Consider the following 14,907-nt stretch of genomic DNA (forward strand, 5'->3'; position numbering starts at 1 on the left):
GATCCCCCACCCCGAGGCGCTCCGGCCCGTCATCCGCCGCGCCGCCCGGGGACAGGCGCACGGCGCAGCCGCCGTCGACCTCCGCCTGCTGGTGGGCGGCGCAGCCGGTGGCCAGACCACCGGCGACCTCCTCCACCAGAACCTGTACCCGGGAGCCGATCCGCGCGTCCGCCCGGGCGGCGGTCAGCTGCTCGACGAGGTCGGTGACGCGTACCCTCCGACGCTCGATCAGCTCATCGGGGATCTTGCCCGTCAGCCCGGCGGCCTCGGTACCCTCCTCGTCGGAGTAGCCGAACACGCCGACGGCGTCGAGCTCGGCGGCCTCGAGGAACTCCGTGAGGATGTCGACATCCTCGGGGGTCTCCCCCGGGAACCCGACGATGACGTTGGATCGCGCCCCCAGGTCGGGCGCCAGCGCGCGGGCGCGGGCGAGCAGGTCGAGGAAATGCCCACTGCCGCCGAAGCGGCGCATCCGGCGCAGCACCGGCGGGCTCGCATGCTGGAAGGACAGATCGAGATAGGGCGCGAGGCCCGGAGTGGTCAGCAGCACCTCGAGCAGCGACGGACGCATCTCGGCGGGCTGCAGGTAGACCGTGCGCACCCGGACGATGCCCGACACCGCCGCGAGTTGCGGCAGCAGCTTCTCCAGCGCGCGCAGATCCCCGAGGTCCTTGCCGTAGGAGGTGGAGTTCTCGCTGACCAGGACCAGCTCGCGGGCACCCTGACCGGCCAGCCATTCGGCCTCGGCGAGCACGTCATCGGGCGACCGCGAGACGTGGGAGCCGCGGAACGACGGGATCGCGCAGAAGGCGCAGCGCCGGTCACACCCGCTGGAGATCTTCAGGACGGCGACCGGCCCGGTCGTCAACCGCCGGCGCAGCGGAACGGCTCCGGCGGGCACCGCGCCCGGCGGGAGAGCGGGCGCGGCCCGGTCCACCGGGGTGATCGGCAGCATCGTCCGCCGGTCACGCGGGGAGTGCGCGGGCACCGGGGTACCGGCCAGCACGGCCGCGAGGTGCGTGGCGATGTTCGGATAGGCATCGAATCCGAGGACCGCGTCCGCCTCGGGCAGACTCTCGGCGAGCTCGGTTCCGTACCGCTCGGCCAGGCAGCCCACGACCACCACCGCGCGCGGACCCGGGCCGGCGCCGTCCGCGGGACCGGACGGACCGCCACCGGCCCGCAGGTCGTCCGCCGCCAGCAGGGCGTCGATGGAGTCCTTCTTCGCCGCGTCGACGAATCCGCAGGTGTTGACGAGCACGGCGTCGGCGTCGGCGGCGTCGGAGACGAGCTCCCACCCGTCCGCGCCGAGCCGAGCGGCCAGCTCCTCCGAATCCACCTCGTTCCGGGAACAACCGAGCGTGATCAGAGCTACCCGGCGATAGAGACGTGTGGACACCAGGTCAGGCTACCGGGGCCGGCGCGGGCGGTGACGCGGCCACGAGACCGCTACGCTGTTCGTCGCCGACCTCGCAGGCGCCGGAAGCGGCGGCGCTCACCCGGATCGTCACGACCTGCCCGGGTCCACCCGGCGCCCCGAGGCTCCTGCCGTTACATGACACATCGACCGCACCGGCATTGCCCACCTTGATGTGCAGGGCCCCCGACGCCGTCACCGTCCGGCTGTCGCCGGACTGCAGGAGCTGGGAGAGCAGGACCTGCTCGGCGTCGTCGCGCACCTCCAGCCAGCTCTGCGCGCCGCGTACCGCCAGGACGACGTTCACCCCTGTCGGCGCGGGCGTGGTCGCGGTGGGAGCGGCCGGGCTCGTCGAGGCCGGCGGGACGGTCACGGTCGGGGTGAGCCCCACGGCCCCGCCCAGCCCCAGCGCGGCCCTGTCGTCCGAGGAATCGGAGGAACCTGGCAGCAGCAGCGCGAGAGCCGCGATGACACACACCACGACCAGCGAAACGATCATTGCCGGACCCCACCGGAACCCGCCGCGCCGCCGGCGGGACTCCCCGCGCAGCGGATCGAACTCGGCCGAGGGGCCCATCATCAACGGGCCGGTCTGGTGCTCGTGCGAGGCGTCGTAGGCCGCCAGCACCGGCCCGGGATCGAGCCCGAGGGTGGTGGCGATGCTGCGCAGATGCCCGCGGGCATACACCGTGCCGCCGCACTGCGAGAAGTCGTCCTGCTCGATCTGATCGATCAGACCCGCCCTGACCCGGGTGCGCTCGCTGACCTGGGAGACCGTGAGACCGCGGTCACGCCGTGCCGCTGCCAGGATGGACCCGACGCTGTCCCGCGGCTGCGGACCGTCCACGGACTGCATGAGCGAACCTCCGCAACCGTCTTTTCCGCCTACCGTGGACGCGAGGCCTTCAGTTTACGGCGCGTCCCCCGGCGCTGAAAGCGGGGACGTTCCATCGGAGGCTTCCTCATCCGTTACGCAGGGTTATGAGCAGACCCTCCAACTCGTCCGGCATGACCAGCACGTCACGCGCCTTCGAGCCCTCACTCGCGCCGACGATGCCCCGGCTCTCCATCAGGTCCATCAGCCGCCCGGCCTTCGCGAACCCGACCCGCAGCTTGCGCTGCAGCATCGAGGTGGAGCCGAACTGCGTGCTCACCACGAGCTCGACGGCCTGCAGGAAGAGCTGCAGATCGTCTCCGATCTCCTCGTCGATCTCCTTCCTGGCCTCGCCGCCAGCGTCGAACACGTCCTCCCGGAACGCCGGCGGCGCCTGTTCCTTCGTGTGGTCGACGATGGCCGCGATCTCGTCCTCGGAAACGAAGGCACCCTGGATACGGGCGGGTTTGCCCGCTCCCATCGGCAGGAAGAGCGCGTCCCCCAGGCCGACGAGCTTCTCCGCGCCGGCCTGGTCGAGGATCGTCCGGCTGTCCGCCAACGACGCCGTCGCGAAGGCGAGCCGGGACGGCACGTTCGCCTTGATCAGGCCGGTCACCACGTCGACGGAGGGCCGCTGGGTGGCGAGCACCAGGTGGATGCCCACCGCCCGGGCCATGGCGGTGATCCGGCAGATAGAGTCCTCGACGTCGCGCGGCGCCACCATCATCAGGTCGGCGAGCTCGTCGACGATGGCCAGGATGTAGGGGTAGGGCACGTAGACACGTTCGGATCCCGGCGGGGCAGCGATCTCACCGTTACGCACTTTGCGGTTGAAGTCGTCGACGTGACGCACCCCGCACGCGGCGAGGTCCTCGTACCGGTTCTCCATCTCCTTCACGACCCATTGCAGCGCATCGGCCGCCTTCTTGGGATTCGTGATGATCGGCGTGATCAGATGGGGAATACCCTGGTAGTTCGTCAGCTCGACCCGCTTGGGGTCCACCAGCACCATGCGCACCTGGTCAGGGGTGGCCCGGGCCAGCACCGAGGTGATGAGGGTGTTGATACACGTCGACTTGCCGGCTCCAGTCGCCCCGGCGATGAGGATGTGCGGCATCTTGGCCAGGTTGGCGAGCACGTAGCCGCCCTCGATGTCCTTGCCGAGACCGACAACCAGCGGATGCGGGTTGCCGGTCGCCTCCCCGCTGCGCAGGACGTCGCCGAGCGACACCAACTCCCGGTCGGTGTTGGGAATCTCGATACCGACCGCGCTCTTGCCCGGGATCGGACTGATGATCCGCACGTCCGGGCTCTTCACCGCGTACGCGATGTTCTTCGTGAGCTGGATGATCCGCTCGACCTTGACCGCGGCACCGAGCTCGACCTCGTAGCGGGTGACCGTCGGTCCCCGGGTGAAGCCGGTCACCTGGGCGTCCACTTTGAACTGGGCGAACACGTCGGTCAGCGAGGCGATCACCCCGTCGGTCGCGGCCGAGCGGGCCTTGGGCGGCGTACCGGAGCGCAGCAGGGTCGGCGACGGCAGCCGGTAGTCACCGTCGGCCGGGGGGACCAGATGCTCGATCTCGCCGCCGAAGTCCGCGGAACCCGGACCGGGGACACCGGTCGCGGTGTCCGCCGCACCCGCGGTCGCCCGGGCTGTCCGGGCCCGGGCCTTGCGCGGCGGACCGGACGCGGCCCCCGCTACCGGTTCCCCGCCACCGGCGGCCGCACCGCCCGGATCGGGGGCCGTAGTCACGTAGCCGGTGTCCGCCTCCGGGCCGGCGAGCTCGCCGAACAGGTCGAGGGCGAGGTCCCCGGCGGGCGGCCGGGCGGCCGGCCGGGCGACGTCGGCGGCATCGGCGACGTCGGCGACGTCGAAGACCTCGCCATCACCCGGGGGCGTTCCCCTGGGCGGGGTCGCCCGACCGCCGCGCCGACGCCGGTCCGTACCCGCCGCCCCGGCCGCGAGCAGGCCGTCGGACAGCTCCGAATCGTCCTCGGGGTCGTCGCGGAAGTCCGCGTCCTCGTCGTACTCGCCGGCGTCCCGGGCGGGACCGCGCACCCCGATGGTGAGCCGATCGACGAGCTCACCGAGCCGCTCGGGCACCTGGCGGACAGGGGTCGCCGTGATGACGAGAACGCCGAAGAACGTCAGCAGCAGCAGCAGCGGAACGGCGACGTACGGCGTCACCGCGCTGGCCAGCGGGAGGCCACCGAGCAGCCCGACGAAGCCACCGGCCGCCCGCATCCGGGCGACGCCGTCCGAGAAGTCGGGCAGGCCACGAGCGATGTGCACCATGCCGAGCAGACCGACGGCGACCGCCGTCCACCCGATCACCACCCGGCCCCGGCTGCCCGGATCGGTCGGGGACCGGACCAGCCGCCACGCGGCGCCCAGACCGAACAGCGGCAGTGCCCAGGCGCCGGCGCCGACCAGCAGCTCCAGGACCGCGGCCACGTACCTCCCCAGCGGCCCGGCGGCGGAGAACCACACCGAGGCAGCGGCCAGGATCGCCCCGCCGAACGCGGTCAGGCCGAGCCCGTCACGCCGGTGCCCTGGATCGATGTGCAGCTCACGGGCGCCCCGGCCGGCCCGGCGCAGCACGGTGCCCAGCGCCGTCGCCGCGCCCATCCACAGCCGGTAGACGCTCTTGACGACTGTCTGGCCGATCAGCAGCGACAGCGGGGGGCGACTCGCCCGGGCCGGTGGACGGGCCGGTGTCCTACCGCGGCCGGCCGCGCGGGACCCGCCTGACCGGCTGGAGCCGCCCGACCGGCCGGAGCTGCCCGACCGGCTGGAGCTGCCCGACCGGCTGGAGCTGCCCGACCGGCCAGCCGCCGTCGATGCGCGTGCCTTGCCGCCCTGACCGCCGCCCCGCGGGGTACCTTCACCCCGCGAGGTACCTTGACGCCCACCACCGCCCCCCGGCCGGGACGTGGCCGTCTCCGTCTGCGCACGCGTCCGCGCGCCACTGGTCCGTGTGGCCACCGTCGAAACGGTACACACGAGCGTGCCCGAGTACTGGCAACCCCGACGAACCGGGCGCGCCGCAACGCCTCAGACCTCGAGAACCACCGGAACGATCATCGGGCGGCGCCGGTAGTTCTCGTTGACCCAGCGACCGACCGTGCGCCGCACGAGCTGCTGCAGGGCCGTCAGATCGTTCATCCCGGTGCGCATGGCGTCCACCAGCCCGTCGCTGACCAGTTTGGAGACGGAGTCGAAGGTGCCCGGCGCATCGGAGAAACCGCGGGCAGAGAGATCCGGGCCGACGACGACCTTGCCCGCCGCGGCGTCCACCACGACAGTGATCGTGATGAAACCCTCCTCGCCGAGGATCCGGCGGTCCTTCAGGCTCGGCTCACCGACGTCCCCGACCGCGGCGCCATCGACGTAGACATAGCCGCAGGGAACAACGCCGGTGATCCGCGCCCGGCCGTCGAGCAGGTCGATGACCATGCCGTCCTCGGCGAGCACCACGTGGTCCGGGGGCACCCCGGTCGCCTCGGCGAGCTTGGCGTGGGCCCGCAGGTGCCGCCATTCGCCGTGGACCGGCATGACGTTGGACGGCCTGGTGGCGTTCAGGACGTAGAGCAGCTCGCCCGCCGGGGCGTGACCCGAGGTGTGAACCTTCGCCACGCCCTTGTGAACGACCTTGGCGCCGTAGCGGGTCAGCCCGTTGATCACCCGGAACACCGCGTTCTCGTTGCCGGGGATGAGGCTGGAGGCGAGCACGACCGTGTCGCCGGCCTGGATGCGGATCTGGTGATCCCGATTGGCCATCCGGGACAGGGCCGAGAGCGGCTCCCCCTGGGAGCCCGTGGAGATCAGGCAGATGTTGCGGTCCGGCAGCGCGTCCACGTCCCGGGCGTCGACGATCAGACCCGGTGGCACCTGCAGCAACCCGAGGTCGCGGGCCACTCCCATGTTGCGGACCATCGACCTGCCCACGAAGCAGACCGACCGACCGTGCTCCTCGGCCGCGTCGAGCACCTGCTGCACCCGGTGCACATGGCTGGCGAAGCAGGCGATGATGATCCGGCGGGTCGCCTCGCGGAAGACTCCGTCGAGCACCGGGGCGATCTCCCGCTCGGAGGTGACGAACCCGGGCACCTCGGCGTTGGTCGAGTCGGACAGCAGCAGGTCCACACCCTCGCGGCCGAGCCGCGCGAAGCCCCCCAGGTCGGTCAGCCGGCCGTCGAGCGGCAGCTGGTCCATCTTGAAGTCGCCGGTGTGCAAGACGAGCCCGGCCTCGGTGCGGATGGCCACGGCCACGGCGTCCGGGATGGAGTGGTTGACCGCGAAGAACTCGCACTCGAACGGCCCGAAGGCGTGCCGCTCCTCCTCCCGGATCTCCTGAGTGACCGCCTTGACGCGGTGCTCGGCGAGCTTCGCGTTCATCAGCGCCAGGGTAAGCCGGGTGCCGATCAGCGGGATGTCACGCCGTTCCCGCAGCAGGTAGGGCACCGCCCCGATGTGATCCTCGTGCGCGTGGGTGAGGATCACCGCCTCGATGTCGTCGAGGCGATCCCGGATGGCGGTGAAGTCGGGCAGGATCAGGTCGATCCCCGGCTGGACGTCCTCCGGGAACAACACCCCGCAGTCCACGATCAGCAGCCGGCCGGCGTGTTCGAAGACGGTCATGTTGCGACCGATCTCCCCGACCCCACCGAGCGGGATGATCCGCAGGCCGTCCGCGCGCAGCGGCGGCGGCGGGCCGAGGTCGGGATGCGGATGGCTCATGAGACCTCACCCGCCGCGGCGACGGCCAGCCCGACAGACGAGGCGGGCCCGGACGAGACGGGCCCGGACGAGGCGCCGGCCGGCGCGCCCGGTGGCCCGGCGACGTCGAGGACCGCCTCGGCGAGGTCCGCCCGCAGCCGCGCGACCTCGGCGGGAGCGGCGTCCACCAACGGTGGCCGGACCGGCCCCGCGGGCAGCCCGGCCAGCCGCAGCGCGGCCTTGGCCAGGATCACGCCCTGGCTGCGGAACATTCCTTCATACGCGGGCAGCAAGCCCTGATGCAGCGCGATCGCCCGACCCACCTCACCGGCCCCGAAGGCCTCGATCATGGCACGGATCGCGGGTGCGGCCACGTGCCCGACAACACTGATGACTCCGCAGGCCCCGATGGACAGCAACGGCAGGTTGAGCGCGTCGGTGCCGGAGTAATACGCCAGACCGGTCCGCGCCAGCACCCAGGAGGATGCGGGCAGATCGTCCTTAGCGTCCTTGACCGCGACGATACGCGGGTGTTCGGCCAACCGCACCAGAGTCTCCGACGCCACCGGGACCCCGGTCCGGCCGGGGATGTCGTAGATGACGACCGGTAGCCCGGTCGCCTCGGCGACGGTGACGAAATGCCGCAGCAACCCGGCCTGCGGTGGCTTGTTGTAGTAGGGCGTCACGACGAGCAGACCGTGCGCGCCCGCGGCTTCGGCGGCCCGCGCCAGTTCCACGCTGTGCGCGGTGTCACTCGTCCCGACACCGGAGATCACGCGGGCGCGGCTTCCCACGGCCTCGACGACGACCCGCACCAGGCGGTCCTTCTCCTCGGCGGTGGTCGTCGGAGACTCCCCGGTGGTGCCGTTGACCACGAGCCCGTCGTTGCCGGCGTCCACCAGACGGTTCGCGAGCTCCGCGGCACCCGCCTCATCGAGACCGCCGTCCGCCCGGAACGGCGTGACCATCGCTGTGATCACGCGCCCGAACGGCGCCGGCGGCAACATTGACATACCGGTCACGCTAGACAGCACCTCCGACATCACCTCTGGCGACCGACATCACCCGCCGGACCGCCGAACCTCCGCGTTCACTCCTCCGACACCGCCGGGCCGGCACCGGTCCATCCTCCGCCCACGCCGCCTTTCCCGCTCCGCCGGCCCGAGCCGTGCCTGCTCCCCGGACTCGCCACAAGCGACCGGCGCGAGACCCGCGGGGGCCGCTGGGCCACCGCACGCGGATACCGTCCGCCCGGCCCGGGGACGGCGCACCGCGCGGTGTCGGGCATCGCGACCGGCCGGGCCCCGATCGGGGACGACGGGACGACCGGCGGGGACGGCAGCGCACCGGAATGCACCGCACCGGAATGCACCGCACCGCACAGCACCGTTCCACTCGCCGCGACAGAGCTTTCAGAGTACCGCCACCGGATCGTCCGGGCGGTGCCATCCGGCGGCGCGCGGGTCCGCCAGGATCGCGCCCGCCATCCGGGACATTACCGTAATGCCAGACTACCGTCACCCAATGCCACCGGCGAGGGCCGCCCGGGTCCCGCGGGCGATCTCCAGGTCCTCGCGTGCCTCGATCACGAGCGTACGCACGGCGGCCCCCGGCACGCCGATCTCGCGCTCCGTGCCACCAGATGGGCCCGTACCACCGGCCCGGGCCGGATCGTTACGCTCGGGATCCACCGCCACACCCAGGTAGCCGAGTCCGGCCGCGGCCCCGGCCCGCACGGAGGCGGAGTTCTCCCCGACGCCGCCGGTGAACACCAGGGCGTCCAGCCCGCCCAGCGCGGCGGTCATCGCGGCGATCCCGGCGCGCAGCCGGTGCAGGTAGACCGCCAGCGCCAACGCGGCGGCCGGCTCACCCGCGGCGGCGCCGGACTCGACCTCCCGCATGTCCGCCGTCCCCGCGAGCGCGCGCAGCCCCGCCGAGGTGAACAGGCGATCGGTGAGCTCGTGCGCGCTCAGTCCCGCCTCCGTCTGCAGCCACAGCAGCGCGCCGGGATCCACGGTGCCGGACCGGGTGGCCATCACCAGGCCCTCCAGCGGGGTGAAGCCCATCGTGGTGTCCACCCCCACCCCGTCGAGAACGGCGGCGAGCGACGCGCCCGAGCCGAGATGACAGGTCACGATGCGCCGCGCCCCGGTGAGCGCAGCCGCCCGCCGGGAGACGTGGGCGTGGGACAGGCCGTGGAAGCCGTACCGGCGGATGCCGTACCGCTCCCGCCACTCGGCCGGGATGGCGTAGGTGATGGCCTCCGCCGGCATCCGGCTGTGAAACGCCGTGTCGAAGCAGGCGACCTGCGCCACCTCGGGCACGGCCGCCCCGACCTCGTCGAGGGCGGCGAGCGCCGCCGGCTGGTGCAGGCGGGCGAGGGCGGTCAGCCTCCGCAGCCGCTCGGCCACGGCCCGGTCGACGACCACGGGGGCGGTGAAATCCGTCCCGCCGTGCACGATGCGGTGCCCGACCGCGCCCGGCTGGCCACCCTCGTGGGTGAGCTCGCGCAGCGCGGCGACGACCCCGGCCGGGTCCGCCCGACCGGCTGGCGCGGTGAGATCGCGCGCGGCGAGCAGGGCGTCGTCCGGGCCGATCAGCCGCAGCTTGAGGCTGGCCGATCCGGCGTTGACCACCAGGACGTTCATCGCGACGGGGCGGGGCTCGGTAGGGGCGGGACTCAGTAGGGCCAGGTCCAGTTCCGGATCTCCGGGGCGTCCTCGCCGTGGTCCCGGGTGTAGGTCCGGGCCGCGAGCCGCGCGTCGACCATCTGCTGCCGGACGTGCGCGGCGCGGGCGCCCAGGCTCGGTACCCGGTCGATGACGTCCGCCACCAGGTGGAACCGGTCGAGGTTGTTCAGCATGACCATGTCGAACGGGGTGGTAGTCGTCCCCTCCTCAAGGTAGCCACGGACATGCAGGTTGTGATGGTTGTGCCGCCGGTAGGTCAGCCGGTGGATCAGCCAGGGATAGCCGTGGTAGGCGAAGATGACCGGCCGGTCGGTGGTGAACAGCGCGTCGAAGCGGGCGTGCGAGATGCCGTGCGGATGTTCCGCCTCGTCCTGCAGGGACATCAGGTCGACGACGTTGACGACGCGCACCTTCAGGTCGGGGAAGTGCTGGCGCAGGATGTCCACCGCGGCGAGGGTCTCCAGGGTCGGGATGTCCCCGGCGCAGGCCATCACCACATCCGGCAGCCCGTCGCCGGGCGCGTCGTGGTCGTTGCTGGCCCAATCCCAGATGCCCAGGCCACGGGTGCAGTGGGCGATCGCCGCCGGCATCGACAGGTAGTTCAGCGCCGGCTGCTTGCCGGCCACGATCACGTTGATGTAGTGCCGGCTGCGCAGGCAGTGGTTGCCGACGGAGAGCAGGGTGTTCGCGTCCGGGGGCAGGTACACCCGGACGACCTCGGCCTTCTTGTTCACGACGTGGTCGATGAACCCGGGGTCCTGATGGGAGAAGCCGTTGTGGTCCTGCCGCCACACGTGGCTGGTCAGCAGGTAGTTCAACGAGGCGATCGGGCGCCGCCACGGGATGTGCCGGGTGGTCTTCAGCCATTTCGCGTGCTGGTTGACCATCGAGTCGACGATGTGGATGAACGCCTCGTAGCAGGAGAAGAGCCCGTGCCGGCCGGTGAGCAGATAGCCCTCCAGCCAGCCCTGGCACAGATGCTCGGAAAGCACCTCCATGACCCGGCCGTCCACTGCCAGGTGCTCGTCCGTCGGTTCCGTCCGGGCGTTCCAGGCGCGGTCGGTCACCTCGAAGAGCGCAGCCAGCCGATTGGAGGCGGTCTCGTCCGGGCCCATCACCCGGAAGGTGCTCGGATTGGCGGCCATCACGTCCCGTAGGAACGCGCCCAGGACCCGGGTCGGCTCGGCAAGGGTGGTCCCGGGGGCGGTGACGTCGACCGCGTAGTCGCGGAAGTCAGGAAGGGTCAGATCACGCAGCAGCTCGCCCCCGTTGGCATGCGGGTTCGCGCTCATCCTCCGGGGACCGCGAGGGGCGAGCGCGGCGAGTTCGGGCCGCAGGGCTCCGCCGGCATCGAAGAGCTCCTCCGGCCGGTAGGAGCGCAGCCACGCCTCCAGCTGGGCCAGGTGCCCGGGGTTGTCGTGCAGCTGCGCGACGGGCACCTGGTGGGACCGCCACGTGCCCTCGACCGGCAGGCCGTCGACGACGGCCGGCCCGGTCCACCCCTTGGGGGTCCGCAGCACGATCATCGGCCAGGTGGGGCGCTCGGTGCGGCCGTGGCGGCGGGCCCGGTCCTGGATCTCGTGGATCTCGTCGACGGCGGCGTCCAGGACGCCCGCCATCCGCTGGTGCACCGCGGCCGGGTCGTCCCCGGCCACGAAGTACGGATGGTAACCGTAGCCACGCAGGAGCGCGGTCAGCTCCTGCTCGGGGATGCGGGCCAGGATCGTCGGATTGGCGATCTTGTAACCGTTGAGGTGCAGGACCGGCAGCACCGCGCCGTCGCGACCCGGGTCGAGGAACTTGTTGGAGTGCCAGCTCGCCGCGAGCGGGCCCGTCTCGGCCTCCCCGTCCCCCACGACGGCGCAGACCACCAGGTCGGGATTGTCGAAGGCCGCGCCGTAGGCGTGGGTCAGCGCGTAACCGAGCTCGCCGCCCTCATGGATGGACCCGGGAATCTCCGGCGCGACGTGGCTGGGGATTCCGCCGGGGAAGGAAAACTGCCGGAACAGCCGCCGCATCCCCGCCGCATCCCGGCCGATCGAGGGGTAGACCTCGCTGTAGGTGCCTTCCAGGTAGGCGTTCGCCACGATGCCGGGACCGCCGTGACCCGGACCGATGATGTAGATGGCGTTCAGGTCCTTTGCCCGGATCACGCGGTTCAAGTGGGCGTAGATGAGGTTCAGGCCGGGAGTCGTGCCCCAGTGCCCGAGCAGGCGCGGTTTGACGTGCTCCGGACGCAGCGGCTCGGTGAGCAGGGGATTGTCGAGCAGGTAGATCTGCCCGACGGACAGATAGTTCGCCGCTCGCCAGTAGGCGTGGATGAGATCGAGCTCCGCCGGGGACAACGGCCCCGCGGCCGGATCCGCGCCGCTCCGCTCGGCGTCGACGACGCTCGTCATCGGCTGTCCTCTTTCTCTTTCTCCCGACAAATCAATGGGCCTCTTTCTCCCGACAAATCAATGGGCGGCCGGCGGCGGGGAGGCCCGGCGCTCAGCCCTCTCCCACCAGCGGGCTGGAGGCGACCTCGGTGCCGTCGTCCAGCGTCGAGATCCGGAAGTCGGCGAACACGTTGGGCGCCACCCGGAGCAGCTCCCGCAGGGCGGCGACGGCAAGCCCGCGGATCTCCACGTCGGCATGCTCGCTCGCCCGCATCCCGATGAAGTGCCGCCACGCCCGGTAGTTCCCGGTGACCACGATCCGGGTCTCGGTCGCGTTCATCAGCACCGACCGGGCCGCCTGGCGCGCCTGCTTGCGCCGTGAGGTGGGCGCGGAAACGTCGGCGAACCGCTTCTCCAGACCTTCCAGCAGACGCCCGTAGGCCTCCAGCGAGGCCGCCGCGGCCTGTTGGAACAGGGCGTGCAGCTCCGGATCGGCTGCGATGACCTCCGGTTCCACCACGGCGGCGTCCCTCTCGGGGACGTAACGCTGGGAGAGCTGGCTGTAGGAGAAGTGCCGGTGCCGAACCAGCTCATGGGTGAGGCTGCGCGACACCCCGGTGAGATAGAGCGATATGGTCCCGTGCTCGAGCACGGACAGATGCCCGACGTCGAGGATGTGCCGCAGGTAGCCGGCGTTGGTCGCGGTCGCCGGATTCGGCTTGTTCCAGCTCTGGTAGCAGGCCCGCCCGGCGAACTCGGCGAGGGCCTGACCGCCGTCGGCGTCGGTGCTCCAGGCCACGTCGTCCGGGGGGATGAACTCGGTCTTGGCGATCACCTGGACCCGAAGCCGCACGGACGTCGGCCCGGACGCCGGTTCGGGCGTCGGCTGCGACACTGCCACCTCCATCATCTGGGCGCAGGACCCGTTGCCCGGTCGCTGGCGGACTCCTCCCACGGTAGACGGCGCCCGTCCGCCGGGATACGGGGACCTCACCCGGCGGCGGCATGCACCCGGACGCCAGGCCTGCAATCACCCGACCGGGCCAGCAATCGCCCAACCGGGATCGTGTCGGCATCCACTTACCCGTCCGGTTACCCGATCGACGCGCGGGGATTGGCAGTCACAACCCGCGTGGTACACCGGAGGTGGACGCCTCGTCAGTCCCCAGCGACGAGGAGTCGCAGTGCCCGCCCTCACGGCGTGGCATGGCGCGGCCGGGGATCTCCGCCCCCGTCAATCCCCGGCCGCCCGGCCACGTCACGACGGGCAGCCTCCCGGCGATGGCGCGGCGGCACGCCCGCCGGTCAGCCCGCGGCCGGGGTCCAGGCCGCTGGGTCCGCCGCGGACTGGTCCCCGGTGGCCATGTTCTTCACCTCGTGCGCCCGGCCATCGTCGAAGGGCGGGAACCAGACGAATCCGATGCCCTTGCGGGAGGCGTAGCGGACCTGCTTGGCCACCTTGTCCGGCTGGTGGTAGGTCTCCACCCGCAGCCCCCGGGTGCGCAGCTCGGCGGCCGTCGCGAGGGCGGCGGCACGGCGCGACGCGGAGGGGATCACGACTAGCACGTCGGCGGGGCTGGACGGCCCGGTGGTGAGCAGGCCCTCGGCCGAGAGCTTGGCGAAGATGCGGGTGAGGCCGATCGAGATCCCGACGCCGGGGAGGTTGCGGCGGATGAAGGAGCCGGCAAGGTTGTCGTACCGCCCCCCCGAGCAGATGCTGCCGAAGTCCGGCCAGTCAACGAACTTCGCCTCGTAGACGGTCCCGGTGTAGTAATCGAGACCGCGTGCGATCGAGAGGTCCGCGACCACGCCGCCGGCGGGCAGGTCGGCGAGATCGCCGAGATCATCGAGAACCGCGGCGAGCTCGTCGAGCCCCTCGGAGAGCAGGTCCGACTTCACCCCGAGCCGGCGTACCTCCTCGACGACGCCGGGATCGGAGCCCCGGATGCCCGTGAGCTCCAGGCAGGCGCGCACCTGGTCCGGGTCGAGCCCGACCGCGGTGGTCAGCAGCCCCTCCACTCCCGCGAGGCCGATCTTGTCGAGCTTGTCAGCGACCCGGATGACGGCCAGCGGATCGCCGATGCCCAGGCCCTCGTAGAAGCCCTGGAGCACCTTGCGATTGTTGATGTTGAGGGTCCAGGGCGGAACGCCGAGGGTGCCCAGGACCTCATGCACGATGCGGGGAAGCTCCGCGTCGAAGTGCAGGGGCACCTGATCAACATTGATCACGTCGATGTCGCACTGGGTGAACTCGCGGAAGCGGCCCTCCTGCGGACGCTCCCCCCGCCACACCCGCTGGATCTGGTAGCGCTTGAACGGGAACACGAGGTCGTTGAAGTGGGCGGCCACGTACCGCGCGAAGGGCACCGTGAGGTCGAAGTGCAGGCCGAGGCGGGCGCTGTCGTCGTCGGCGTCGGCCTGCAGGCGGCGCAGCGTGTAGACCTCCTGGGAGGTCTCCCCCTTCGCGGTCAGCACCTCGAGCGCCTCGACCGAGGGGGTCTCCACCGAGCAGAAGCCGTACCGCTCGAACGTCGCCCGGATGGTGTCGAGCCAGCGCTGCTCGACGAGACGGACCTCGGGCAGCCACTCGGGAAACCCGCTCACGGGCAGGGGACGGACGATCGGCGCGTCACTCATCGCCGCGGAATCTCCTCATCATCTCGAACGGACGGGCACCTGCCGCCCCGGGCACGGTCAACCGCGAAGCCGGGTGGCAGTCACCGATGTCGAGCGAGGAGACGCATGAGCGACAGCCTATCGCGTGGGGCTCGTTGCCCTCACGGCCGGAGAGCGGTCCCACGGCGGGGATGGGGCCCGTTCCACCG

Annotated in this window: 10 protein-coding genes; 1 reads left to right on the forward strand and 9 read right to left on the reverse strand. The window is 71.7% G+C overall.

Features of this window, described 5'->3' with window-relative positions:
- The 3 genes from ACY5KJ_RS01295 to ACY5KJ_RS01305 form a co-directional block, all read right to left on the reverse strand.
- Window positions 1–1,399: MiaB/RimO family radical SAM methylthiotransferase (locus ACY5KJ_RS01295; protein ID WP_462202565.1), on the reverse strand; the 1,399-nt coding region annotated here is incomplete at its 3' end.
- A 4-nt stretch (window positions 1,400–1,403) separates the two neighbouring features.
- The gene (locus tag ACY5KJ_RS01300; protein ID WP_462202566.1) at window positions 1,404–2,273 is read right to left on the reverse strand and encodes a helix-turn-helix domain-containing protein; all 870 of its coding nucleotides are present in this window, start codon (window positions 2,271–2,273) and stop codon (window positions 1,404–1,406) included.
- Between the two features lie 106 nt (window positions 2,274–2,379).
- Window positions 2,380–4,923 carry an FtsK/SpoIIIE family DNA translocase gene (locus ACY5KJ_RS01305; protein WP_462202568.1) on the reverse strand — a complete coding sequence of 848 codons (2,544 nt, stop codon included), beginning with the start codon at window positions 4,921–4,923 and terminating at the stop codon, window positions 2,380–2,382.
- A gap of 19 nt (window positions 4,924–4,942) precedes the next feature.
- Here ACY5KJ_RS01305 and ACY5KJ_RS01310 point away from each other — a divergent pair, with 19 nt between their 5' ends.
- Entirely contained in the window at window positions 4,943–5,158 is a 216-nt protein-coding gene (locus ACY5KJ_RS01310; protein ID WP_462202569.1) for a hypothetical protein, read from the forward strand.
- 191 nt (window positions 5,159–5,349) lie between these two features.
- Here the strand turns inward: ACY5KJ_RS01310 and ACY5KJ_RS01315 are convergent, their stop codons facing one another.
- From ACY5KJ_RS01315 to hisS, 6 genes are all read right to left on the reverse strand, one after another.
- Entirely contained in the window at window positions 5,350–7,035 is a 1,686-nt protein-coding gene (locus ACY5KJ_RS01315; RefSeq protein ID WP_462202571.1) for a ribonuclease J, read from the reverse strand.
- Entirely contained in the window at window positions 7,032–8,057 is a 1,026-nt protein-coding gene (gene dapA, locus ACY5KJ_RS01320) for a 4-hydroxy-tetrahydrodipicolinate synthase (protein WP_462202586.1), read from the reverse strand. The genes ACY5KJ_RS01315 and dapA overlap by 4 nt, the downstream gene beginning before the upstream one ends.
- Window positions 8,058–8,531: 474 nt before the next feature.
- Window positions 8,532–9,662, reverse strand: a complete 1,131-nt coding sequence (locus tag ACY5KJ_RS01325; protein ID WP_462185755.1) for an acetate/propionate family kinase — start codon at window positions 9,660–9,662, stop codon at window positions 8,532–8,534.
- A 32-nt stretch (window positions 9,663–9,694) separates the two neighbouring features.
- Entirely contained in the window at window positions 9,695–12,103 is a 2,409-nt protein-coding gene (locus tag ACY5KJ_RS01330) for a phosphoketolase family protein (protein WP_462185756.1), read from the reverse strand.
- Window positions 12,104–12,194: 91 nt separating this feature from the next.
- The gene (gene thyX / locus ACY5KJ_RS01335; RefSeq protein WP_462185757.1) at window positions 12,195–12,992 is read right to left on the reverse strand and encodes an FAD-dependent thymidylate synthase; all 798 of its coding nucleotides are present in this window, start codon (window positions 12,990–12,992) and stop codon (window positions 12,195–12,197) included.
- Window positions 12,993–13,387: 395 nt separating this feature from the next.
- Entirely contained in the window at window positions 13,388–14,719 is a 1,332-nt protein-coding gene (gene hisS, locus ACY5KJ_RS01340) for a histidine--tRNA ligase (protein ID WP_462185758.1), read from the reverse strand.
- Window positions 14,720–14,907 lie beyond the last annotated feature (188 nt).

This window comes from Frankia sp. CcWB3, assembly GCF_977927595.1.